23 protein-coding genes are annotated in these 25009 nt (G+C 53.2%); 20 read left to right on the forward strand and 3 right to left on the reverse strand.

Annotated features, from left to right (window positions below):
• The first annotated feature begins 5 nt into the window (after positions 1–5).
• From rny to ELR57_RS06900, 9 genes are all read left to right on the forward strand, one after another.
• Positions 6–1547: a ribonuclease Y gene (gene rny / locus ELR57_RS06860; protein WP_126958271.1), complete on the forward strand. Its 1542-nt coding sequence runs from the start codon at positions 6–8 to the stop codon at positions 1545–1547.
• 81 nt (positions 1548–1628) lie between these two features.
• On the forward strand, positions 1629–2423 hold the full coding sequence (locus ELR57_RS06865; RefSeq protein ID WP_126958272.1) for a TIGR00282 family metallophosphoesterase: 795 nt from the start codon (positions 1629–1631) through the stop codon (positions 2421–2423).
• Positions 2424–2672: 249 nt separating this feature from the next.
• Positions 2673–2933: a stage V sporulation protein S gene (locus tag ELR57_RS06870; protein ID WP_006211249.1), complete on the forward strand. Its 261-nt coding sequence runs from the start codon at positions 2673–2675 to the stop codon at positions 2931–2933.
• A gap of 130 nt (positions 2934–3063) precedes the next feature.
• Positions 3064–4008: a dipeptidase gene (locus ELR57_RS06875; protein WP_126958273.1), complete on the forward strand. Its 945-nt coding sequence runs from the start codon at positions 3064–3066 to the stop codon at positions 4006–4008.
• A 299-nt stretch (positions 4009–4307) separates the two neighbouring features.
• Complete coding sequence (locus tag ELR57_RS06880; protein ID WP_126958274.1) at positions 4308–6044, forward strand: 2-oxoacid:acceptor oxidoreductase subunit alpha; 1737 nt, start codon at positions 4308–4310, stop codon at positions 6042–6044.
• A gap of 1 nt (position 6045) precedes the next feature.
• Entirely contained in the window at positions 6046–6912 is an 867-nt protein-coding gene (locus ELR57_RS06885; RefSeq protein WP_126958275.1) for a 2-oxoacid:ferredoxin oxidoreductase subunit beta, read from the forward strand.
• A gap of 72 nt (positions 6913–6984) precedes the next feature.
• Complete coding sequence (pduL, locus tag ELR57_RS06890) at positions 6985–7563, forward strand: phosphate propanoyltransferase (RefSeq protein WP_126958276.1); 579 nt, start codon at positions 6985–6987, stop codon at positions 7561–7563.
• 195 nt (positions 7564–7758) lie between these two features.
• Positions 7759–9324 carry a tRNA (N6-isopentenyl adenosine(37)-C2)-methylthiotransferase MiaB gene (miaB, locus tag ELR57_RS06895; RefSeq protein WP_126958277.1) on the forward strand — a complete coding sequence of 522 codons (1566 nt, stop codon included), beginning with the start codon at positions 7759–7761 and terminating at the stop codon, positions 9322–9324.
• 77 nt (positions 9325–9401) lie between these two features.
• Complete coding sequence (locus tag ELR57_RS06900) at positions 9402–9899, forward strand: YlbF/YmcA family competence regulator (RefSeq protein WP_126958278.1); 498 nt, start codon at positions 9402–9404, stop codon at positions 9897–9899.
• Between the two features lie 90 nt (positions 9900–9989).
• On the opposite strand, the gene ELR57_RS06905 is transcribed toward ELR57_RS06900, so the two are convergent.
• Positions 9990–10616: a hypothetical protein gene (locus tag ELR57_RS06905; RefSeq protein WP_126958279.1), complete on the reverse strand. Its 627-nt coding sequence runs from the start codon at positions 10614–10616 to the stop codon at positions 9990–9992.
• A 156-nt stretch (positions 10617–10772) separates the two neighbouring features.
• On the opposite strand from ELR57_RS06905, the gene ELR57_RS06910 reads away from it, so the two are divergent.
• On the forward strand, positions 10773–11942 hold the full coding sequence (locus ELR57_RS06910; protein WP_126958280.1) for an iron-containing alcohol dehydrogenase: 1170 nt from the start codon (positions 10773–10775) through the stop codon (positions 11940–11942).
• Between the two features lie 84 nt (positions 11943–12026).
• On the opposite strand, the gene ELR57_RS06915 is transcribed toward ELR57_RS06910, so the two are convergent.
• A complete protein-coding gene (locus ELR57_RS06915) occupies positions 12027–12686 on the reverse strand; it encodes a biotin transporter BioY (protein WP_126958281.1) in 660 nt (219 codons plus the stop codon).
• A gap of 99 nt (positions 12687–12785) precedes the next feature.
• Here ELR57_RS06915 and ELR57_RS06920 point away from each other — a divergent pair, with 99 nt between their 5' ends.
• Together ELR57_RS06920 and ELR57_RS06925 are read left to right on the forward strand one after the other, a co-directional pair.
• A complete protein-coding gene (locus tag ELR57_RS06920; RefSeq protein ID WP_158629950.1) occupies positions 12786–13649 on the forward strand; it encodes an energy-coupling factor ABC transporter ATP-binding protein in 864 nt (287 codons plus the stop codon).
• Complete coding sequence (locus ELR57_RS06925) at positions 13646–15301, forward strand: ATP-binding cassette domain-containing protein (protein ID WP_126958283.1); 1656 nt, start codon at positions 13646–13648, stop codon at positions 15299–15301. The genes ELR57_RS06920 and ELR57_RS06925 overlap by 4 nt, the downstream gene beginning before the upstream one ends.
• On the opposite strand, the gene ELR57_RS06930 is transcribed toward ELR57_RS06925, so the two are convergent.
• Positions 15293–16582: an MFS transporter gene (locus ELR57_RS06930; protein ID WP_126958284.1), complete on the reverse strand. Its 1290-nt coding sequence runs from the start codon at positions 16580–16582 to the stop codon at positions 15293–15295. The genes ELR57_RS06925 and ELR57_RS06930 overlap by 9 nt on opposite strands.
• 277 nt (positions 16583–16859) lie before the next feature.
• On the opposite strand from ELR57_RS06930, the gene ELR57_RS06935 reads away from it, so the two are divergent.
• From ELR57_RS06935 to ELR57_RS06970, 8 genes are all read left to right on the forward strand, one after another.
• On the forward strand, positions 16860–17960 hold the full coding sequence (locus ELR57_RS06935; RefSeq protein ID WP_202866402.1) for a tyrosine-type recombinase/integrase: 1101 nt from the start codon (positions 16860–16862) through the stop codon (positions 17958–17960).
• A gap of 1564 nt (positions 17961–19524) precedes the next feature.
• Positions 19525–19920 carry a hypothetical protein gene (locus tag ELR57_RS06940; protein WP_126958285.1) on the forward strand — a complete coding sequence of 132 codons (396 nt, stop codon included), beginning with the start codon at positions 19525–19527 and terminating at the stop codon, positions 19918–19920.
• A 255-nt stretch (positions 19921–20175) separates the two neighbouring features.
• Positions 20176–20721, forward strand: a complete 546-nt coding sequence (locus tag ELR57_RS06945) for a DinB family protein (protein ID WP_255414928.1) — start codon at positions 20176–20178, stop codon at positions 20719–20721.
• Between the two features lie 142 nt (positions 20722–20863).
• Positions 20864–21316, forward strand: a complete 453-nt coding sequence (locus ELR57_RS06950) for a DUF4265 domain-containing protein (protein WP_126958287.1) — start codon at positions 20864–20866, stop codon at positions 21314–21316.
• 242 nt (positions 21317–21558) lie between these two features.
• Positions 21559–22014: a hypothetical protein gene (locus ELR57_RS06955; protein ID WP_126958288.1), complete on the forward strand. Its 456-nt coding sequence runs from the start codon at positions 21559–21561 to the stop codon at positions 22012–22014.
• A gap of 252 nt (positions 22015–22266) precedes the next feature.
• Complete coding sequence (locus ELR57_RS06960) at positions 22267–23190, forward strand: restriction endonuclease (protein WP_126958289.1); 924 nt, start codon at positions 22267–22269, stop codon at positions 23188–23190.
• 732 nt (positions 23191–23922) lie between these two features.
• The gene (locus ELR57_RS06965) at positions 23923–24609 is read left to right on the forward strand and encodes a hypothetical protein (protein ID WP_126958290.1); all 687 of its coding nucleotides are present in this window, start codon (positions 23923–23925) and stop codon (positions 24607–24609) included.
• A 99-nt stretch (positions 24610–24708) separates the two neighbouring features.
• Positions 24709–25009, forward strand: a 301-nt coding sequence (locus ELR57_RS06970; RefSeq protein WP_192896529.1) for a transposase, incomplete at its 3' end; no start/stop codon positions are given.

Here is a 25009-nt window from a genome sequence, read left to right on the forward strand (position 1 = left end):
AGACCATGCCAGCTTATATCTGGGTCTTGATCGTCATCGTTGTTGGCGCGCTTTTCTTTGGGATCGGTTATGCGGTACGCAAATCCATTGCGGAAGCGAAGATTTCCAGCGCTGAGCAGGCAGCCCGCCAGATCGTCGACAATGCGAAGAAGGAAGCGGATGCCGCTCGCAAGGAGACGGTGCTGGAAGCCAAAGACGAGGTGCACAAGCTCCGTAATGAAGCCGAGCGCGATATTCGCGAACGGCGCAACGAGATCCAACGCCAAGAGAGAAGATTGGTTCAGAAGGAAGAGTCGCTGGATCGCAAGATCGAAGCGTTGGAGCGTAAGGAGGAGCAAGTCGCCAGCAAGGAGAAACGAGTCGAAGAGATCCAAGATCAGATTGAATCGCTTCATAAGCAGCAGATCACGGAGCTGGAGCGGATCTCGAACCTGACGATGGAAGACGCGAAGCAGCTGATTCTGTCGACGGTGGAGCAGGAAGTACGCCATGAGACCGCACAGTTGATCAAGGATATTGAACAACAGGCCAAGGAAGAAGCCGACAAGCGCGCCCGGGATATTATCTCTCTCGCGATCCAGCGCTGCGCGGCGGATCATGTGGCGGAGACGACCGTATCGGTCGTGTCGCTGCCTAACGAAGAGATGAAGGGCCGCATCATCGGCCGCGAAGGACGCAATATCCGCGCGCTCGAGACGCTGACAGGGATCGATCTCATCATCGACGATACCCCGGAAGCCGTTATCTTGTCCGGGTTCGATCCCATTCGCCGCGAGATTGCCCGCACCTCCCTCGAGAAGCTGGTTGCCGATGGACGTATCCATCCGGCCCGCATCGAGGAGATGGTCGAGAAGTCCCGCAAGGAAGTGGACGAGAGAATTCGCGAATACGGGGAGCAGGCGACGTTCGAAGTGGGCGTGCATGGCTTGCACCCGGATCTGATCAAGATTCTGGGCAGACTGAAGTTCCGGACGAGCTATGGCCAGAACGTGCTGAAGCACTCGATGGAAGTAGCGTATCTGACGGGACTGATGGCGGCGGAGCTCGGAGAAGACATTACGCTAGCCAAACGCGCCGGGTTGCTGCATGATATCGGCAAAGCCCTCGACCACGAAGTGGAAGGTTCGCATGTCGAGATTGGCGTGGAATTGGCGAAGAAGTACAAAGAGCATCCCGTTGTCATCAACAGTATCGCGTCTCACCACGGCGACGTGGAAGCGACCTCCGTTATCGCGATGCTCGTCGGAGCCGCAGACGCGCTCAGCGCGGCGCGACCGGGAGCAAGACGCGAGACGCTGGAGACTTACATCAAGCGCCTCGAGAAGCTGGAGGAGATCTCCGAGTCGTTCGAGGGCGTAGACAAGTCTTACGCGATTCAAGCCGGACGCGAGGTTCGCGTCATGGTTCAGCCGGAGAAGATCGACGACGCGGAAGCGTTCCGATTGGCTCGCGACATCACGAAGAAGATCGAGGGAGAGCTCGATTATCCGGGACATATCAAGGTCACGGTCATTCGCGAGACGCGCGCGGTCGAGTACGCGAAGTAATTTCTGGGAAGGATGAAGAAGTGGCTGCGGATTTCGGCGGCCACTTCTTCCCTTTTTGTACGAGCGAGAGGAGAGCAAGCGATGAAAGTCGTATTCATTGGCGATATCGTAGGCAATGTCGGCCGCGACGCGGTCAAGCGCCTGCTGCCATGGATTAAAAATAAATACCAGCCGCATATCATTATCGCGAACGGCGAGAATGCGGCGGGAGGCAGAGGCATCAACGCTTCGATCACGCGCGACCTGTTCGATTGGGGAGTCCATGGCATTACGATGGGCAACCACACGTGGGACAACCGCGAGATCTTCGAATTCATCGACGACGAGAAGCGGATGGTGCGTCCGGCCAACCTTGCGCCAGGCACGCCGGGCCGAGGCTACACCGTCATCAAGGTCGGTTCGAGGGAATTGGCGATCGTCAACCTGATCGGGCGCACGTTCCTGCCGCCTTCCGAAGACCCGTTCCGCATGGCGGACGAGATCGTGGACAGCCTGAGGGCGAAGCACAAGTGCATCCTGGTCGACTTCCATGCCGAGGCGACAAGCGAGAAGATCGCGATGGGCTGGTACCTCGACGGCCGCGCTTCGCTGGTGGTAGGCACGCATACCCACGTTCAGACGAACGACGATCGAATCCTGCCTGGCGGTACCGCGTACCTGACGGACGCGGGGATGACGGGGCCGCGCGACGGCGTGCTGGGGATGGAGAAAGACGGCGTGATCCATAAGTTCCTGACGGGCCTTCCGACCCGATTCCAGGTCGCGGAGACGAAGTGGATTCTGAGCGGCTTATGCGTCGAGATCGACGAAGCGACGGGACGCGCCACGAAGATTCAGACCATTCGGGTGGATGAGGACTCTTGGATAGCCGAATAGGACATACGATCATCCGGTTCGGTAACCGGCGAGACGGCGGAACGCGACGCGGAAGCGATCGCGTTCTTGCTTTGCACGGGGGACTATTCGCAGGCGTAACTTGGCTCTCGCCCACTTTTCGATAGAACATTCAGAATAATTCGCCTATTCGAGACAAAGCGGTTCTTAAGCAGCAGGAATTATTGTCATCTTCACCGAATAAGTATCCGTTAGTGGGCCCATCCTTTGATGCCTGAGGAGGAACTCGTCATGGAAGTTCTTAAGGTTTCCGCAAAGTCCAATCCAAACTCTGTTGCAGGCGCTCTGGCCGGCGTCCTTCGCGAACGCGGAGGAGCTGAATTGCAGGCCATCGGTGCAGGTGCGCTTAATCAGGCGATCAAGGCGGTCGCAATCGCGCGCGGATTCGTCGCTCCTAGCGGAGTCGACCTGATTTGCATCCCCGCTTTTACAGACATCGTCATCGATGGAGAAGACAGGACGGCTATCAAGCTGATCGTAGAACCCCGTTAAGAGGCAGAGCATTGGAGATCTCAACCTGTTCTCAACGATTCGGCCCATGGAGAGGATTCCCCTCGGCCGGATCGATGACGACAGGTTTTTTGTTGAGGGCGCCCCTCTCGATAACAAAGGAAGAAGGGATATGATGAAAGTCATAGATCTGCATTGCGATGTTCTGTATAAAATGCAAAAGGACCCGAAGCTGACTCTGCATACGGAGGAAGAGGGCAAGCTGGATGTCACGAGGGCACGGCTGGCGGAAGGAAACGTGAATGCGCAAGTGTTCGCCATCTACGTGCCGGAGGACGAGCCTATGGAGCCGCAGACGGCGCTCCATCAAGCGGAACTGTTCTGGTCCAAGGTGCTGACGGAGCCGGGAGTGAAGCTGATCCGCACCGCCGGCGATCTGGAGGAGGCGGAACGGACGGGGGCGCTCGGCGCCTTGCTCTCGCTGGAAGGCGTAGATAGCCTGAGAGGGCAATGGTGGAGCCTGAGGCTTCTCCATCGCCTCGGCGTGCGGCTGCTCGGCATGACCTGGAACCATGCGAATTGGGCGGCGGACGGGGCGATGGAGCCGCGAGGCGGAGGGTTGACGGCGGCGGGAAGAAAGCTTGTCAGAGAATGCGAGAAATTGGGCATTCTAATAGATGTATCGCATCTGTCCGAGAAGGGATTCTGGGAGCTGAGAGAGCTGGCGTCCCGTCCGTTCTTCGCCTCTCATTCGAATGCGAGAGCGATCTTAAACCATCCGCGCAACCTGACGGACGATCAGATTCGCGCCTTGATCCAAGTGAACGGGATCCTCGGGATCACGTTCGTGCCGTACTTCCTGTCGGGCTCGGATACGGTCCGGATCGATGACGTCCTACGACATGTCGAGCATATCTGCGAGCTGGGGGGAGCGGGGCATCTGGCTTTCGGCTCCGACTTCGACGGCACGGATTCGCACGTGAGCGGACTCTCTCATCCCGGCGGCTATCCGGCTCTGGCAGAAGCTCTTCTAAAGCGCTACCCCGAGTCCGTCGTAAGCGGATTCCTCAGCGGGAACGCCAGCCGGTTCCTGCGCGATAACCTGCCGAAGCGGTAGTCCTATCGGGCTTGACCCATGCCGCAATTCAATGAATATCATGCGAAAGAGCTATGCTTTCTTTTCTATAGAAACGCTTGCATTTTGCAGGTTGGAATCATAAAATTTATGTGGTTGATAATGGCTAGAAGTTTCGATTAGAATGTAGTTTTGCGTTAAAATGTAGTTTTGCGTTAAAATGCAGTTTTGCGTTAGAATGCAGTTTTTGATTAAAATGCAGTTTTCGATTCGAATGGAATTTTCGCTTAGAATAGAAGTTTATTCCCATGTCGAAGCAGAGTTTAAGAGGAGATGACACTGTGATCAGTCAATTGTCATGGAAGATTGGCGGCCAGCAAGGAGAAGGGGTAGAGAGCACCGACCGTATTTTCTCGACCGCGCTTAATCGTCTTGGCTATTACCTCTATGGGTACCGTCACTTTTCCTCGCGCATCAAGGGCGGACATACCAATAACAAAATCCGGATCAGCACGAAGCCCATTCGGGCGATCTCGGACGATCTGGATATACTGGTCGCTTTCGATCAGGAAAGCATCGACCTGAATGCCAAGGAGCTGAGAACCGGAGGCGTGATCGTGGCGGACGCGAAGTTCTCGCCGACGATTCCGGAGGGAAGCGACGCCCGCTTGTTCGCGGTGCCGATTACGGCGATCGCGGAAGAGCTGGGAACCTCCTTGATGAAGAACATGGTTGCTTCGGGCGCTTCCTGGGCGCTCCTAGGCCTGCCGCTTGAAGTGTTCAATAAGGCGGTCGAAGAGGAATTCGGACGCAAGGGACCGGCCGTGGTCGAGAAGAACATCGAAGCGGTCAAGCGCGGCGCCGAATTCGTTCTGGAGCAGGCTGGCGGACCGCTCGAAGAATTCCGTCTGGAAGACGCGGACGGGAAGCAGAAGCTGTTCATGATCGGCAACGAGGCGATGGGCCTCGGTTCGCTCGCGGCGGGCTGCAGGCTGATGTCGGCCTATCCGATTACGCCGGCGTCCGAGATCATGGAGTACCTGATCAAGAAGCTGCCGAAGTTCGGCGGCACCGTCGTGCAGACGGAGGACGAGATCGCGGCCGTGACGATGGCGATCGGAGCGAATTACGCGGGCGTGCGCACGATGACGGCATCCGCGGGTCCGGGCCTGTCCCTCATGATGGAAGCGATCGGCCTGTCCGGCATGACCGAGACGCCGCTCGTCATTATCGATACGCAGCGCGGCGGGCCGTCGACCGGGCTGCCGACGAAGCAGGAGCAATCGGATATCAATGCGCTGATCTACGGAACTCATGGAGAGATTCCCAAGGTGGTCATCGCGCCGAGCACGATCGAGGAATGCTTCTACGACATGATCGAGGCGTTCAACGTAGCGGAGACGTACCAGGTGCCGGTCATCGTGGCAACGGACCTGCAGCTGTCCCTCGGCAAGCAATCCTGCGAGCCTCTCGATTACGACCGAATCAAGATCGAACGCGGCAAGCTGGCGACCGGCGATCTTCCGCCGCTGGAAGACCATAAGATGTTCAAGCGCTACGAGCTTACGGAGGACGGCATATCGCCTCGCGTGCTCCCCGGCGCCAAGAATGGCATTCACCATGTCACCGGGGTCGAGCACGATCAGGAAGGACGTCCTTCCGAGTCGGCGGTCAATCGCAAGGCGATGATGGAGAAGCGTCTAGGCAAGCTCAAGAACCTGCGCGTCACGAACGCCATCAAGGCGGACAGCCCTAACGAAGCGCCGGAGCTGCTAATCGTCGCGATGGGATCGACGGGCGGAACGATCGACGAAGCCCGCAGCCGACTGAACGAAGCCGGCATCTCCACGAACCACGTAACGGTTCGCCAGATGCACCCGTTCCCTTCGGAGCTGCTGGAGCCGCATCTGCGGAGCGCGAAGAAGGTCGTCGTGCTGGAGAACAACGCGACCGGCCAGCTCGCGAACCTGATCAAGACGAATGTCGGCTATCACGACAAGATCGAGAATCTGCTCAAGTACGACGGAACGCCGTTCCTGCCTTCCGAGATCGAAAAAGCCTGCAAGGAGTTGAGATAAGATGGCGACGTTCAAAGAGTTCCGCAACAACATCAAGCCCAACTGGTGTCCGGGCTGCGGGGACTTCTCCGTGCAAGCGGCCATTCAACGCGCATCGGCGAACATCGGCCTCGAGCCGGAGCAGCTCGCGGTCATCTCCGGCATCGGCTGTTCGGGCCGAATCTCGGGCTACATCAATGCTTACGGCCTTCACGGCATCCACGGCCGCGCCCTTCCGATCGCGCAGGGCGTGAAGCTCGCCAACCGCGAGCTGACGGTTATCGCGTCCGGAGGCGACGGGGACGGCTTCGCGATCGGGATGGGCCACACGGTCCATGCGATCCGGCGCAACCTCGATATCACCTACATCGTCATGGATAACCAAATCTACGGGTTGACGAAGGGGCAAACCTCGCCGCGCAGCGCCGAAGGCTTCAAGACGAAGTCGACGCCGGAAGGCTCCATCGAGACGACGCTGTCTCCGCTCGAGATCGCTCTGTCCGCCGGGGCGACGTTCGTCGCCCAATCGTTCTCGAGCGATCTGAAGCAGCTTACGGCCTTGATCGAAGCGGGAATGCAGCACAAGGGCTTCTCGCTGATCAACGTGTTCAGCCCGTGCGTCACCTTCAACAAGATCAACACGTACGATTGGTTCAAGGAGAACATCGTCAACCTCGATCAATTCGAGGATTACGATCCGTCCAACCGCATCGCCGCCATGAACAAGATCATGGAGACGGGCGGCATGCTGACGGGCTTGATCTATCAGGACAAGAGCCGCAAGTCGTACGAGGACCTCGCGGTCGGCTTCAAGCCGGAAGCGCTGGCTAAGCAGGACCTAACGCTTGCGAAGAGCGACTTCGACAAGCTCGTTGCCGAATTCAAGTAAGCTTCGGAAGGCGCACGGGCTCTCCCGTGTGCCTTCTTCACACTCTACTCTCAGCAAAGGCGGTATCACCCAATGAGCGACATCAAGCAAGTACCCGTAGGCGTCTCCGCTAGGCACATCCACCTGACGCAAGAGCATATCTCGATTCTGTTCGGGGAAGGGGCGGAACTGACCGTCTTGAAGCCGCTGTCGCAGCCCGGCCAATTCGCCGCGAACGAGACGGTGGCGGTTCACGGCCCGAAGGGCTCCTTCGCCAAGGTGCGCATTCTGGGACCGGCCCGCAAGGCGACCCAGCTTGAAGTCTCGAAGACGGACGCGTTCTCGCTCGGCCTTCAGCCTCCCGTCCGCGAATCCGGCCATATCTCGGGCACTCCAGGAATCCGCATCGTCGGCCCTGCCGGAGAGGTGACCGTCGATCAAGGCGTGATCGTCGCGGCCCGCCACATCCACTTCCACACGTCGGATGCCGAGCGCTGGGGAATCGCGGACAAGCAGCTGCTGAAGGTCAGAGTAGGCGGCGAACGCGGGCTGGTGTTCGAGAACGTCATCGCGCGCGTGTCGCCGGACTTCGCCTTGGACATGCATATCGACACGGACGAAGGCAATGCGGCCGGCGTATCTACCGGGGACTTCGGCGAGATCGTCGAGTAGATCGCCGCGTAGGAGCCGCAAGCTGGAAGCACTCGGGAGGTCCCCTTGGCCGGTTGCGGCCGGGAGGGCCTCTTCAAGATAAATCCGTCGAAAGCGAATGGCAATACACCCTCGCAAATGGTATAATTTATTGCTGTCGAGAGGAAAAAGGACTAGAGAAACGAAGGACGCCAAACGAGGGGAAGTGGCGAACGAGTGGACAAGGAGACGAAGGATTACTCCAAGTATTTTGATTTCGGCGGAGCGAAAGTCATCAAGCAAGAAGACGGCAAGACGACTTACCGTTTGAACGGACGAAATATCCAGATCCAATCCGCCCCCAGCTACAAAGACGAGAAGAAGCGGGGCAAGGAAGAGATCCGGATCCATTACGATAACGCGGTTCCTCCCGAGATGAAGAGCTTTGGCGCCGGCAAGTTCTATGCCATTCATACATACGGCTGCCAGATGAACGAGCACGATACGGAGGTCATGCGCGGCCTGCTTGAGGAGATGGGCTACACCTCGACGGACGACCGCAAGCAGGCGGACGTGATCCTTCTCAACACCTGCGCGATCCGCGAGAATGCGGAGGACAAGGTGTTCGGCGAGCTCGGCCATCTGAAGAGCCTCAAGCTGGAGAAGCCCGGGCTGATTCTCGGCGTGTGCGGCTGCATGTCCCAGGAAGCGGCTGTCGTGAACCGCCTGATGACCCAGAACCCCTATGTCGATCTGATCTTCGGCACGCATAACATCCACCGGCTGCCGTTCCTGCTTCGCGATGCGGTCTTCTCCAGGGAGATGGTCATCGAGGTATGGTCGAAGGAAGGCGATATTATCGAGAACCTTCCGAAGAAGCGAGACGGCATGAGAGCCTGGGTCAACATCATGTACGGCTGCGACAAGTTCTGCACCTACTGCATCGTTCCTTATACGAGAGGCAAGGAGCGAAGCCGACTTCCCGAGGATGTCCTGGCGGAGGTGAGGGATCTCGCCCGCCGCGGCTTCAAGGAGATCACGCTGCTGGGGCAGAACGTGAACGCTTACGGCAAGGACTTCACCGACCGAACCTATCGATTCGCGGATCTGATGGAAGACATCCGTTCCATCGACATTCCGCGAGTCCGGTTCACCACCTCGCATCCCCGCGACTTCGACGATCGCTTGATCGAGGTGCTCGCCAAGGGCGGCAACCTGGTGGAGCAGATCCATCTCCCGTTCCAATCGGGCAGCTCGGAAGTGCTGAAGCGGATGAGCCGCAAGTATACGAGAGAGCATTACCTGGAGCTTGTCCGTAAGATCCGCCTTGCGATCCCGCAGGCCGTCCTCACGACCGACATCATCGTCGGATTCCCCGGCGAGACGGAGGAGCAGTTCGAAGAGACGCTCTCGCTCGTTCGCGAGACGGGGATCTCGATGGCGTACACCTTCATCTACTCGCCAAGGGAAGGGACACCGGCCGCGGAGATGGAAGACAGCGTTCCTTCCTCCGTCAAGCATGACCGGCTGAACCGCCTGAACGAGCTGATCGCCGAGATGAGCCTGAGGAGCAATAGAGAGCTGGACGGGCAGGTTGTCGAGGTGCTCGTCGAAGGGCAGAGCAAGAACAACCCGAACGTCCTCTCCGGAAGGACCCGTTCGAACAAGCTGATTCACTTCGAGGGACCGAAGGAATGGATCGGCCACTTGATGAAGGTGCGCGTGACGAAGCCGATGACTTGGTACATCAGCGCGGAGGCCGCGGAACCGCCACAGCAAGCGATGCTGTCTCATGGAGCCTGATGGCGCCGACGATAGCTACCCCAATCACACACGCCGAATAGCCTGGGCTATTCGCCGATACAAGGAGACTTATTGACATGTCCGCAACGAAGCCAATGCATGAGCATTCGCACGACCATGATCATGAGCACTGCAACCACGACGACGAATACGTGATTCCTCGCTTCGACAACCGGGAGCTTATCGTCCGCGAGGATATTCTGGCGCGCGCGCGCGAGCTGGCCCAGCTGATTACCACGACGGAGGAAGTCTCTCTCTATCAGAAGTCCGAGAAGCTGGTGCAAGGCCATGAGAAGATTCAAGGCCTGATCGCCCAGATCAAGAAGAAGCAGAAGGAGCTCGTTGCTTTCCAGACGACGTTCAAGAATCAATCCATGGTGGACAAGATCGAGCAAGAGATCTCCGTCCTTCAGGACGAGCTGGACCAGATGCCGGTCGTGCAGCAGTTCCAGCAGAGCCAGACCGACGTGAATTACTTGCTGCAATCGATCGTGTCGATCATTCGCGATTCGGTCGCCGAGAAGCTGGATCTGGAAGCCGCGCAGAAGGAAGAAGCTCCGGAGAATTGCGATTAATCGCAGGAATAGGCAGACGAGGATAGGCGGAGCTGATCGCGAGCTCCGCCTGTTCTGTCTCGATTCGGTTGAATGGGCATGCTCTCATCGCTACGGAGACTTCGGCGCGGCGCGCGGCGTCGAGGGTTTGAGCGTCAGCACTTTCGTATTCTGATTGTAGCTTATGGCAACATTAGAGCCTGGAGTCAATCGGAGTGCGCGCAAAGATGCGGAATCGAGACTAAAGCTCCTGTCGAAAAGGTTCGAAGGAGTGCTGACCTGGAGACTCTTGGAGGCCGCAGGCGATTGGCAGACGATGCTGAGCGAACGACTCTCGGGGATTCCCAGAGTCGACAGCAGCTCGTAACCGATCTGCAATCGATTGGCGCCTATCTTGGAGTCGATCTGAAGCTTGGCGGTTGCGGAGCTGATTGGCGAAGGAACGAAGGATAGAATATTCGTCTTCGCGTCATAATCGACAAGATAGCGATAATTCGCCCGAAGCCGCAAGCTTGAAGCCAGCTTGGCATTCATCTCCAGATCGTTGGTGAAGCTCTCGCCGTTCTCCCGGAATCGCACCGTCGCCTGGCGCCGCACGCTGCCGCGCCGAAGGACGACCTGCTTGCCGCTGCCGATGCCCCGCAAGCCGTTCTCGTTGCTGCCGAGTCCGTTGAAGGTCAAATAAATCGTATTTTCCGGTATGGGGGAGTGGAGTAGATCTATTCTTCCGCTTGCCATGAAGCCGATTCACGCTCCTCGCGAAAGCCCTTCGGGGAAAGGCCGCCTTCGGTACCTTTCACCTTATGCGGGTGGACGATCACTTGCCTGTACGAAAGTCCCCGAGGGAAAGAGCATAGGACGAGGAGACATCATCTCAATAAAGGAGCGGTCGACATGCAATCGTTCGTCTACGCGAACCCGACAAAGCTATATTACGGCGAGGATCAATTAAGCAAGCTTGGCGAGGAATGCAGGCGCCTCGGCAGCCGAGTGCTGCTCGTGTACGGCGGAGGCAGCATCCTTCGCAACGGCGTCCATGACGCGGTGACGAAGGAGCTGCGGACTGCGGGAGCCGAGGTGTTCGAGCTGTCCGGGGTGGAGCCGAATCCACGCATCGCGACCGTTCATCGGGGAGCCGAGCTGTGCCGGACTCATCGGATCGACTGGGTGCTGGCAGTCGGCGGAGGCAGCGTCATCGACTGCGCGAAAGCGATAGCGGCTGCGGCCAAATACGATGGAGACTTCTGGGACGTCGTCACCAAGAAGGCCGCCGTTAAGGAAGCTCTGCCGTTAGGTACGGTCCTTACCCATGCGGCGACCGGTTCCGAGATGAATTCGGGTTCGGTTATCTCCAATCTAGAAGTCCAAGAGAAGCACGGCTGGGGGAGTCCCCTTGTCTACCCGGCTTTCTCCATTCTCGTGCCTTCGTTCACCGCTTCGGTTCCGCTGGATCAGACCGTCTACGGCATCGTGGACATGATGAGCCATGTGTTCGAGCAATATTTTCACCATGATCCGAATACGCCCGTGCAGGACGGCTTCTGCGAATCGATCCTGCGGGCTATCGTCGAGACGGCTCCGAAGCTGGCGAAGGATCTCGGCAATCTGGAATACCGCGGAACGATCATGTACTGCGGAACGATGGCCCTGAACAATCTGCTGTCGATGGGGGTACGCGGCGATTGGGCGAATCACGACATGGAGCATGCCGTATCCGCCGTCTACGACATTCCGCACGGCGGCGGCTTGGCGATTCTGTTCCCGCATTGGATGGACGTGGCGTCCGCGAAGCATCCGGAGAAGTTCGCGCAGCTCGGCGTCAACGTGTTCGGGCTTGAAAGCAGCGAATCGGGACGGACGGTTCAGGAGGCAGCTCAGGCGGCCATAGCCGAGGTTCGCCGGTTCTGGAGCTCTCTCGGCGCCCCAACCCATCTTAGCGATTACGGAATCGACGACAGCAAGCTGGAGCTGATGGCGGACAAGGTGACGGCGAACGGGCCGAGAGGACGCTTCCTGTCACTCTCGAAGGAAGACGTTCTCGATATCTATAAGCGCGCTCTCTAAAAGGGGCATAAGCAAAGAAGGCTTCTCCATCGGCTGGAATGCCGGCGGAGAAGCCTTTGCTAGTTGAAGCGCTGTTTGCCAATCTTAACGGGAACGTTGAAGCAGAGGCTTAAGAACGGGACGCAGCGTTCCGATCAGCAGGGTCGCGACGACCGCTTTGATCGCGTCTCCGGCGAGGAACGGCGTCATCCCTACCTCGATCGCCTTGTCGAAGGAATGAATCTTGTGAGCGAGCCAAGGCACGCCGCCTATGTAGGACAGCAGGTCGCCGATATAAATAAGGACGGCTAGGAAGACGTAGCGAACGACCCCGACGGTTCTCGTCCTGCGAAGCAGGAGATCGGTTGCCCAGCCGATGAAGAGGGCGCAGACCGGGAACATCCACAGGAAGCCGGCTGTCGGACCGTAGAAGAGGGACAGACCGCCGTTGCCGTGGATGAGAGGGAGGCCGGTTGCCGTCAGCGCCAGCACGATCGTTATGCTCCAGAAGCCGTAAGCCGCGCCCAGGAAGCCTCCCGCCAGCATGACGGCCAGCGTCTGAAGCGTGATGGGAACCGGCGTAATGCCGATCGAGATCTTGATGGAGCTGAAGGCGATGAAGAGAGCCGCGAACAAAGCGGTGAACACCATGCCTCGTATCCAGGCAGCGGAGTTCGGGCGAATCGGCTGCAGCTGGTTCGGCAGCGAGTTCGCATTCGATTGCGCATGCAGAAGTTCTTTGGAATTCGATTGAGAAGTCGTCATTGTCAAAACCCCTTTGCTAATGTTAACCTTGTAATTGTCGTTTGGTTAACAATTTGGATTGTAGCATGGGATGGACGGATTGGGAAGAGGGGAAAAAAGATGAGCGAAGATCAAGCGGAACGGAGTTTGGTCATCCGCCATTTGTCGGTACGGTCGGAAAAGGAGAGCGGGGATATCGCCGTTCGGCTGGAGGATGTCTCGCTTGAGCTGTCTCCGGGCGAGTGGCTGTACCTGGTCGGCGTCAACGGAAGCGGCAAATCGACGCTGGCGCGAATTCTCGCCGGCATCTATGAAGCGGGAGCTTCCGGTTATATGGATAGGGGCTTCGCCGGCGAAGGGGCTGCCGCTTACGTGATGCAGCAGCCCGACGCGCAGTTGTTCGCGGATAACCCGCGCGAGGAAGTGACCTTCGCTCTGGAATGGCAAGCCGTCCCCGCCGAGGAGATTCCGCGGAAGGTGAGCCGCAGCTTGGAGCTGGCGGGGCTTCAGGAGCTAGCCGATTCCCCGTGGAACGAGCTGTCCGGCGGCCAGCGGCAGCTCGCCGCGGTCGTTGCGTCGACGGCGAACAGGACGCCGCTGATCGTCTTCGATGAAGCGACTTCCATGCTGGACGAAGAAGCTTCGCATAAGGTGAAGCGGATTGCCAAGCAGCTTCACGAGCAGGGAACCGCCATCGTCTGGGTGACTCAACGGCTGGAAGAGCTGGAGCCGGATGCTCGGGCGATGGCTTTAGCCGAAGGAACGATACGGTTCGATGGGACGGGGCGCGAGTTCCTCTATGGGCATTTGGAGTCTGGTTCCAAGACAGGGAGAGAGCCAACGCCTTGCGAGTTGTGCGGGCTGCGCCTGCCCTATCTGGCCGCATTCGCTCTAGAATTGTCCGCCCTCGGGGCGATCGGCGCCCCTCTTCCGATGACGACCGAGGAATGGGCAACCGCGATGGAGAGTGGGAATAAGGAATGACTTTACATAGAGATGCCGATCTGATCTGCCTTTTCCCAGGATCGGGGGACCGGCTTCGCTTGGAAGCGGGAAGCATAACCGTCCTGCTGGGCAAGAACGGCGCCGGCAAAACCTATCTACTGGAGAGCCTTGCGGGCCTGCGGCCGAACGACGCGCTGGAGGTCTCGTATGGCAGCGAGCCACTGTGGCGAAGCCGCCGCGGCGGGCGCAAGCAGAGAAATCCGGAAGCGTTGAAGGCCTACGGCTACGCCAGCCAGTCGCCCGAAGAGCAGCTCGTCGCGCGGACGGTCGAAGCCGAGCTGCGGGAGACGCTGCGGCCTTATTCGCTGTCGGCAGTGGTTACCAAGGCGAGGATCGCTGCCTCGTTGGAAGCGGTAGGCTGGGATGAGACTTGGCTCAGCCGCTCGCCTTTCTATCTTAGCGGCGGGGAGAAACGCCGGTTGGCGCTGGCGTGCCAGCTCGTCTCGCCCGGCGATTGGCTGCTGTTCGACGAGCCGACCGCCGGACTGGACGCGCCGGGACAGGAGCGTCTGACGCGCGTGCTAACGGAACGCAAACAGGCCGGCCAAGGGATCCTGCTGATCTCGCACGACTCGGAATGGGCGCTGCCGCTTGCGGATCGCGTGCTTCTGTTGTCCGAAGACGGGGCCAGCCTTCGGGAATGCAAGCCGGAGTCGCTCGTTCGCCATCCCGAGTGGTGGAAGGAAGCGGGGATGGCGGTTCCCGCCTGGCTGGAGGCGATTGCCCCGCTGCTGCGAAGAGGCGTTCCGGTCTCTGCGGTCTGGAATCCTGCCAAGTTTGCCGCCGGGTGGGGGCAGACCGGCCGTCAGGCGGAAGACTCTCCGTCTGCGTCTTCTTCTGTCGTCTACCGTATGGGTACCGCCGAAGCCAGGAAAGAACGAAGTCTCGTGCCGCGTCCCTCCGTGTCTCTTTTTGACCCGCGTGCCTTATGGTTGTCCTATGTTCTCTTGTCCCTCGCGATCTTCGCTCAAACGTCGTGGTGGGGAGTGGCGGCAGGCGGCGCGCTCGTCGCGGCGGCCATTCGAGGAGGACGCATTCCGCTTCGGCGGTGGAGCGGGCTGATCAACAGCTTCTTATGGTTCACGGTGACGCTGTCGGTCTTAGCGGGGCTTGGGCAAGGGGAGGGAGGCGGCTGGGGCTTCCAAGCGGAGGCGTTCCTGAACGCGCTCCATTCGATGGCACGGACCTTCCTCGTGTTCCTGCTCGGACTGGGCTTGTCGCTCGCCATCACGCCGCTTCGGCTGAGGCGATCGCTCTCCAGCTTGCTCGGCTTCCGGGGCCGTATCGCGCCGCCCGTGCAGAGGTTCCTGCTGACGGTGACGTTGATGCTTCGGTTTATCCCGATTTTCCTAAGCGAGTGGGAGAGGTTCAGTAGGTACGCCATTGCGAGGGGGAAGGAGACGGGCAGGCGGTCGGTTGTCGGGTCGATCAAACGGCTGAGCCGAACGATCCTCCCTATGCTGCTGGCCCTCTTCCGGCTTGGGGACCAGGCGGCGGTGTCGCTGGAGAGCCGGGGAATCGGCAAGCAAAAATACCCCACGCTTCTTAGGATCAGAAGCTGGGGTACGCGCGATACGGTGCTTGTGTCGGCGGTTCTCGTCATATCCGCGGGACTGTGGCTGTTACGTTGAGAGTGTGTTCGGCGTCTCGTCGGCTGCGACTGCGGATTTGGCGATCGCTCGCTTCTGCCGTTGGCCTCGAATGGTAACGATCGCCGCGGCGACGAGCCCGAGAGAGGCTCCGAAGAAGAAGCCGGCCTCCAGTCCGCCGATTCCGTTAAGCCAGCCGGCCAGGTAAGGACCGAGGAACATGCCGATTGAGTAAACCGATTGGTAGAAGCCCATGGCGGTTGCCCGATGCTCGGGGGCGAAGTCCTGGATCGCAAGTCCGAGCAGGAGCGGGATGTACAGCGCTTGGCCGATGCCGTTGATGGCTTGCGTCGCATAGAGCCACGGAAGCGACGGGCAGAGCGGGATGATCGCCGTGCAAATGGCGCTCAGCGCGAAACCGCAAAGGATGGTTCGTCGCGCTCCGAGACGCGGAGCGATATAGCGTCCATTCCAGAGCGAGATCAAGGCATGCGGGACCATGAAGGCTACCACGAGCCAAGTGAGCTCCGACGCGCTGGCTCCCAGCTCTACCGCCTGAAGCGGCGTGAAGCCGAACATCGTGATGAATAGGATGCAATGCCCTAGCATGGAGAGAATCGAGACCTCGATCAGAAGCGGCGAACTGCCGATGAGCGAGAGGAGATCTCTTATCCTTCTGTTCGACCCGGTAGAAGACCGCTCATGGGGAGCGGTCTTTCTTGGTTTGGCGGTTGGCGCAGGAACGGAAGCGGAAAGGGCGGGAGCGCGCTCCTCGATGCCGAGAGCGGCGACCGTACCCAGCGCGGCCAGCCCGATCCCCGTGAGGAAGGCGGCGTCCCACCCGCCCGAGCCGGCGATCCAGCCGCTCGCGGTCATGCCGAACAACTGCCCCAGTACCGTTAGAAAGCTAAGCGTCGCCATCGCCTGGGTCGATTTTGCCGGAGGATAGTAGGACGCATACAGCACGGTGAACGGCACCCACGCGGACGCGCAGATTCCCGCCACCAGCCTCCCCGCGAGCGGCGTTCCCCAGGAATTCCCCAGCAGGAACAGCCCGCAGCTGGCCAGCCCGGCCAGCATTCCGACCACCATGAACGGCTTGCGCCGGCGCATCCGGTCCGAATAGATGCCAAGCGGGAAGCGGATCAGCACCTGCGTCAGCCCATAGCTGCCTACGATCAGCCCGATGAGGCTTAGGGAGATGCCCCGGTCCTTCAGGAATGGAGTCAGGATCGGCACATAAATGTACATCGTCGTCCAATAAAGAAGCGTCGCCGCAACAAAGATCGCATGCTTCTTGCGGGACAGGGTATAAGTGGTCATCGTGTCGTCCTCCGTCTCGTGTCGCTATCCTCTACTTTAACGGATGGACGGGGAAGCGGGAAGATGGAGGGGCGGAAAAGTTGGCGCGGGAGGGTGGACGGATCCAAAGCGGCATGATAAGTTAGGAGTAAATAGAAGGCCTTGTGGACGAAGCCAATTGCTTCCGCTTCCCGCAGCTCCGAAAGCATCGAGAGCTTGCCTCTTCTCGCCGGTACGCACGCCGGATGGGGAGAGGGAGGCTTTTTGTCATTTTGCCGAAGGTTAGGAGAGGGTCATCGTGAAGCTAATCGTTACTCTGGCCGGCGATGGGGAGATCGCCGTTGAGGTGAGAATGGAGAAGGAAACGGACTTCTCCATCCAATTGGCGCGCTTCCGGAGCTTCCAGCTACGCCGCTTCGACCGCGAACGGAGGGCTTGGATTCTGCCGCGGGAGAAGTCGGTGTTGAATGCCTTGGTTGTCCTTTTTCAAGACAGTGAAATCCGATTCTCCCAAGGGCTTCAGAACGAATTCCCGGAACTAAGAGAAAGGAGCGTATATGACGATGGGAATGAGATCACCTCGAGTCACCGCAGACTGCTGTTCGAGCTCCAGCAGCGAGGGTACAGCAGGCAAACCATCCGTACCTATCTCAGCCAAGTCGATCGCTTTATTCGTTACTGTCGGAGCCTGGATCATGAGCCGACTCTTCCGTTCCTATCTCAATATAACGTGTATTTGCTAGGGCAGAACAAGTCGCACGCTTACGTCAATCAGGCGATCAGCGCCATTCTATTCTACTTACGTCATGTAGAAGGGCATTCCGTGTCCGAGACGATCGCCCGACCCAAGAAAGAGAGCAAGCTGCCCGTCGTTCTGTCCAGAAACGAGGTGCTTCGCCTTCTAGAAGCGGTTGCGAACCTCAAGCATCGGGCGATTCTATCTTTGGTCTATTCAGCCGGCCTTCACGTCGGAGAGGTAGTGCGCTTAAGGAACGAGGATATCGATCCGGAGCGAAAGACGCTCCATATCCGGCAGAGCAAAGGGAGAAAGGATCGATATACCGTTCTCTCCGATGCGGCGTACGAAGTCGTGCGAAGCTACCGGGGATCGGGCATGGCCGATGATAGCCCTTGGCTGTTTCCCGGTCAGGACAATCGCGGCCACCTCTCCGAGCGCACCGTCCAGAAAGTGTTTGAACAAGCAGCCCGCAACGCTAAGCTCGCCAAGAAAGCCAGCGTCCATACCCTCCGCCACTGCTTCGCCACCCACCTCCTGGAAGGCGGCAACGACATCCGTTACATCCAACAGCTCCTCGGACACCAGAGTATGAGAACCACCCAGCGCTATACCCACGTCTCCGTAAAAAACATCAGTCAAATTCGCAGCTCGCTGGATTGAATGAAGAGGGGAGGAGAATGAGGGAGCGGAAGCGGGAGAAGCAAAGGGAAGATGAATTACGCCAGGGGATGCCTTTTGTAAGTCGAAAGAATAATAAAGTGAAAACGCGCGTATGTCGTAGATTAAGAGAGTTATATTGGATATAATATACATATGTTTCCAAGAGTATTGAGGGTTGTAGACTTAGGTCATCTTCTTGGAAGGATTTATGTAGAGGCGACTGGGGAGGCAATATCGGACTCGGAGTACGTAAATCCACCATGTCTTCATGCATATCATGAACCCCCTTCTTGGGACATCAATATCTATTTCGTAAATCCAACGTGATTTTGGGTTATTTGTGAAATTCGTAGAAAAGACGTTAACTGAAATCTCCGGGTTTAAGAGCATTTAAAGACCGTTAACAAGAATGTTCCTTTAAAGAGGAATAGTAAAAGCATTATTATTTTTAAATTCATAGTTAGTTTGAATAGGGGCTAGACTGAATCTAGATCCGAATTGAATGCATAGGGTTATCTAGTAACTACGAGCTTTGAAGATAAGGGAGATTGAATGAATGCTTTTGGTCGAAAGAGTGAGACCAGAAGCGTTTTTTGTTTGAAAGAAGTAGTGAAATAGAAGATGAAATGGGATACAATTCCAAATAAGAGCTTGTTTAAGAGCGGATAGTGAATGCAGCTCGAGAAGTCGGAGACATCAGTTAACACTATATTCACGCGGAGGAGCCTGGCGGCTCCTTGGTTCGCCCGATGCGATCAGCAAGGACGTGGAATCAGGCGAACAACCCTGCGAACCTAACCGCAGTCGCGGCCGCCCCTTTGGGGCTTAAGGTTCTCGGGTTCGTGAATACGGAAACGTTAACTGAAATCTCCGGATATAAGAGCATTTAAAGATCGATAAGTACAATAATTGGTTCAAGCATTGTTATAAAGAAAGAAGTTAGTTTTGAATAAGCGTTCGACGGTATTTAGATCCGAATTGAATGCATAGGGTTATCTAGTAGCTACGAGCTTTGAATTCAAAGGATTTGAATAAATGCCCTTGATCGAAAGAAAAAGATCAAGAGCATTTTTTGTTTGAAAGAATTAGTGAAATAAGAAACGTAATGGGATACAATTCCAAATAAGAGCTTGTTTAAGAGCTTGTTTAAGAGCTTGTTTAAGAGCTTGTTTAAGAGCTTGTTTAAGAGCTTGTTTAAGAGCTTGTTTAAGAGCTTGTTTAAGGGCTAATTGTGTAAGCAGCTCAAGAAGTCGGAGACATCAGTTAACACTATATTCACGCGGCGGAGCCTATCGGCTCCTTGGTTCGCCCGATGCGATCAGCATTGACGTGGAATCAGGCGAACAACCCTGTGAACCTAACCGCAGTCGCGGCCGCCCCGTTGGGGCTTAAGGTTCTCGGGTTCGTGAATACGGGAACGTTATAAGAAATCGGCGAATACCAAACAAGACGTAATTTCCAATGCAAGGAGGATATCCTCATAAAATTCATTTCAGATAACACATTAAACCATATATCATTGCATGATTGTGTGGTTGAAACCATTTTGATAGATGGACAGGACTTGTCATTAGGCTTTGAGCACATAGATGTTTTATCTGATCATCCTCTTAACAGCACTGGTAAAGCTATGTATACAGGAAAGGCAATGATTACATTTATAGATCATGAAATAGTGGAATCATTTTTATATGATACTACAGGAATAAAAGGCAAAAGTAGAATTGATGTTGAAGAAGACGCACAGAAGAAAGAACTTCAAATTTCGGAATTATTACTTGATTTTGAAGTGCTGAAGGAAGAACAATTACAGAAGACCGATAATTACTTTGTCCATAGATTTGATGGAATATTGTCTCGTAAATATAATGCTGATTTTGGCTACTGTACCCTCAAGTATAAGAGTTTGATTATTGAATGGGACGAACTAATAGATAGAGCATGGTTTGAAGAAAGATGAATTTGGAAGTAGTTCAAAGAAGTCGCCGACATCTTATAACATCATATCCACGCTTCGGAGCCTGACGGCTCCTCGGTCCGCCCGAAGGGGATGGCAGGGAAGTGGAGTCAGGCGTACACATCCGCACCGACTAACCGCATCGCGGCCGGCTGCTGTCGCAGCCTTAAGTCGGTGGGACGTCGTGGATACAGTAACGTTATCTGAAACTACTCGAAAGCTGGTGAAAACATGAATATATAAAAAACGATTCTTTTTATAGATGAAGAATTAACTCAAACATTAAATGAATATCAAAACTGGTTTGTTTTGAAGCCTGAAGTGCTATCCTTCAAACCTCAGGTTGGATGGAGTATTGAACAAATATTAGAGCATGTAACATTAACTAATCACTTCTTATTGATTCTAATTAGAAAAGGAAAGCGGAAGGCAATCGAACTATCTACAAAGAAAGATTTGAAATCAGTATTAGAATCTTATCAATACAACCTACAAGCTCTTGACGCAATAGCTAAACATAAGTCTTTTAATTGGATTAGGCCAGAACATATGGAGCCTAAGGGAGATAAAGAATTAGGACAAATAAGATCTTTACTTGATGATCAAATTAAAGAATGTAAAGAGCTTTTGAAAGAGATGAAAAATGGAGAAGGAACACTTTATAAAACAACAATGACAGTAAATAATTTAGGAAAGATTGATGTTTATCAATATATCTATTTTTTGTGTCAGCATGCAAAAAGACACATTGTACAAATGCAAAAAGTAATGAATGAATATAGTAAATTCAAGGAAGCCGAGTAGCATCAGATAACATCATATCCACGCATCGGAGCCTGACGGCTCCTCGGTCCGCCCGAGGAGATTAGCAGGGAAGCGGCATCAGGCGGACACATCCGCACCGACTAACCGCATCGCGGCCGGCTCCTGGCGGAGCCTTAAGTCGGTGGGACGTCGTGGATACAGAAACGTTATCAGAAATTCGTCAAAGCAGGTGAAAACCATTAAGGAAACATTACAAATGCAGATTTGTTTTGATAGCATTGGAGCAGAAATTGAATCACTAACTGTCACAAAAATAGATAGAAATCTTATAAGAATTGAAGAAAACCCTATATTCACTGATGAGGTATCGTATGGAGATATTATTAGAGTAAAGAAGATCAAGGACGTATTATTCTTTCAAGAGATAATCGAGAAATCTAAATTGATAAGACTTTCATGGATACTGACAAAAGAACAAACGGAATCAAATCAATTTGGATTATTAAAAGAACGAATAACCGATGTTGAAGGTAGATGGGAGCAAGTATTTGGGGGGATTTTTGTAGTTAATATACCCAAGCACTTCAAAAACGAAATAGAACAAGAGATGGTTCGAATAAGTAAAACAATATAAATTGAATGCTAACTCAAAGAAGTGACGAACTTCTGATAACATCATATCCACGCTTCGGAGCCTGACGACTCCTCGGTCCGCCCGAGGAGGATTGACAGGGATGCTTAATCAGGCGGACACATCCGCACCGACTAACCGCATTGCGGCCGCTCCCGTTGGTCGCTTAAGTCGGTGGGACGTCGTGGATACAGGAACGTTATATGTAATCGGGGCAATTACTAATTATAAAAGAGTGATTCTAAGTGCGAAGAGAAAATTTCATTAGAAAGCTCATTGTGGCGTTAATAACAAGTTCATTATTGAGTTTTATAATGGCAATAATTATGTATGTACCTTTATCAGAACAAAAGCCAGGGAGCGCGTATTGGTCTGTTCCAGGATTATGGATTGTTTACTTTATATTTTCGACATTAATAATAATCATTGGAGGTATCCCATATTCATTTTTTATCGACAGCGTATCCACAAGGATCAAATTTTTGGAAGATAATAAAATAAAGAGAATATTATTAAATTCTATCATGTATATTTTTGGGGGATTTTTAATATTTACTATTTTTGTATTGTTTGATTCGAATGAAGTTGAATTTAATGATTTTGTGAGTGTGTATAAATTCTATATTTTTGGAGTTATTGGTGCATTGCTTTTCTATTATTTTGATGAAATTGCAAGATTATTAATCCAAAAAAGAGAATAAGACAAAAAGCAGCTATTTTAATGCAAGTTTATTCGTAGATGGCCCCGACAACATATAACATCATATCCACGCTTCGGAGCCTGACGGCTCCTCGGTCCGCGAGAAGCGATCGGCAGGGTGAGCATATTCAGCGGACACATCCGCACCGACTAACCGCATCGCGGCCGCCCCTGACGGGGCTTAAGTCGGTGGGACGTCGTGGATACGGGAACGTTATTGGAAATATCCGCAAAACAAAGAGGAGAGATATTAATGGATATCAGAATTTCTGCCCTCGCAATTCAATATCTTAAAGAAGCACTTAATAATATTTATTGGTACAAGAGTGATTTGAAAAGCTTTTTAGTTTCATGTATAAACGACAAATCAGCAATAAATAATTCAAATTGGACTTTATATAAGAGACAAATTATTTCAGATGTTATTGATGACTTAATGTCAAATCAGGAAAAGCATTTGGGTGACATTCGAAGAATATTCTACGAGGTTTCAAGAATGGAAAACTTCCGTCATCTTGAACATCTGGACGACGGAAAAAGGAAAGCTGAACGTGCGAGAGAATCTGTACTAGAACTAAGAAAAATGATCGAAAATCATGATCAAAAGATTAAAGAAGAAGAAGAGATTAGAAAGAAAAGACAAGAAAACATGGAGAAAATCAGATCTAGCCAAGCTGTAATAGCAAGACTTGATGAAATCAAGGATAAATACTCAAAACTCGTAACATCTAAGGATCCTCATGGTCGAGGTTTTGAGTTAGAGAAAGTTTTATATGATATTTTTGAGTTGTTTGATCTGGATCCTAAAGCATCTTTCAGAAATACTGGAGAGCAAATTGATGGAGCTTTCTCTCTTGAAGGAACAGATTATCTATTTGAAGCCAAGTGGCAAAATCATGCTGTAAATGCAGCGGATTTAGATGCTTTTACTGGGAAGATCAGTAGGAAACTTGATAATACATTAGGTTTATTTCTATCAATAAACGGTTTTTCCGGTGACGCTGTTCAAATACACTCAGCAGGCAGAAGTACAATTTTGTTAATGGATGGTATAGATTTGTTGGCCGTTTTAGAAAATAGAATTGACTTTGTTTCACTAATTATTAGAAAAAGAAGGCACGCTTCACAAACGGGAGATATATATTTGAACGTAGGGAAAATAATAAATGAATTGTGATTGTTGAATCGATGAAGGCGGATACATCCTATAACATCATATCCACGCATCGGAGCCTGGCGGCTCCTCGGTCCGCCCGAAGGGGATTAGCAGGGAAGTGGAATCAGGCGGACACATCCGCACCGACTAACCGCATCGCGGCCACTCCCGTTGGTCGTTTAAGTCGGTGGGACGTCGTGGATACAGTAACGTTAACTGAAATCTCCGGGTTTAAGAGCATTTAAAGACCGTTAACAAGAATGTTCCTTTAAAGAGGAATAGTAAAAGCATTATTATTTTTAAATTCATAGTTAGTTTGAATAGGGGCTAGACTGAATCTAGATCCGAATTGAATGCATAGGGTTATCTAGTAACTACGAGCTTTGAAGATAAGGGAGATTGAATGAATGCTTTTGGTCGAAAGAGTGAGACCAGAAGCGTTTTTTGTTTGAAAGAAGTARTGAAATAGAAGATGAAATGGGATACAATTCCAAATAAGAGCTTGTTTAAGAGCGGATWGTGAATGCAGCTCGAGAAGTCGGAGACATCAGTTAACACTATATTCACGCGGAGGAGCCTGGCGGCTCCTTGGTTCGCCCGATGCGATCAGCAAGGACGTGGAATCAGGCGAACAACCCTGCGAACCTAACCGCAGTCGCGGCCGCCCCTTTGGGGCTTAAGGTTCTCGGGTTCGTGAATACGGAAACGTTAGATGAAATCGCACAAACTCAGAACAGAAGGAGAATCTAAGAGGTGGCTAATCCTTTTATTAATTCTTTTATTACAGAAGTTGATGATTTAATTAATAATAAATTAATTACATGTAAGCAGATTGTTGATTTGAAGGATATGTATTATTCAAGATATAAGAAAGAGCCACGAGTTGCAGAAGCAATTATTTATAGATGGTTTGCCCACTATTTGGGGATTAAAGAACCTATAGATAAGGAACATAAAATAGGAGATTTAATTTTGCGGGATGAAACGAAGTATCCTGGTAAGATCGGTAAACAGAACATTGATATATCGTTGCTAAAACAAGGACGAATAAAATTAGGGATTTCTATTAAGATGCAAGGTACTACCCCTGCATATCTAGATGGAGCAGATTTTTATAACCCTTTACTCATGAATATATATCGTAGCCACCTCGAAGTTAATGAGAGTATGATACAGAAAGCACGCGAAAATAAAAAAGAAAAAATTAGAATAAAGGTTCCAACTCTTCTTCAGGATTTTGCAAGGATTGATAATTTACAAATAGATTCAAGTGATAGATTTCAGTCAACTACTATAATTTTTGAGAAGATGAAAAATAAAGAAATATTTTGGGTAAGGGAAATTGAATCAAAATATAACCACAAATATTTATATCTATTAGATAAACCTCAAATGATATTTAGGGAATGGGTGGATAATAATTTCGATTTAAAAATATAAAGGTATTTCAAGAAGGTGCGACTACATGAGTCTGTAAAATACTTTGTGTAAACTCTCAAACCTACTAAAATGGAATTACTAGAAAGGTTGGGAGCACACATGGGATTATGGTCAAAGGAGCAGCTCAGATCGTTTATCAAGGAGAATAATCTGGTTACCGCTCAGGACGCACAGAATGCCTTGAAGGACTTGTTTGCAGAAACGCTGCAGGAGATGCTTGAGGCCGAGATGGACACCCATCTTGGCTACGAGAAGCATGACATGCAGAACAAGCAGACGAGCAACAGCCGTAACGGGAAAAGCAAGAAGAAGATCATGAGCGAGTACGGCGAGCAGGAGATTGCAGTCCCTAGAGACCGTCTGGGCGAGTTCGATCCAGTCGTTGTTCGGAAGCATCAAT

It is taken from the genome of Cohnella sp. AR92 (genome assembly GCF_003990975.1).
Taxonomy (GTDB): domain Bacteria; phylum Bacillota; class Bacilli; order Paenibacillales; family Paenibacillaceae; genus Cohnella.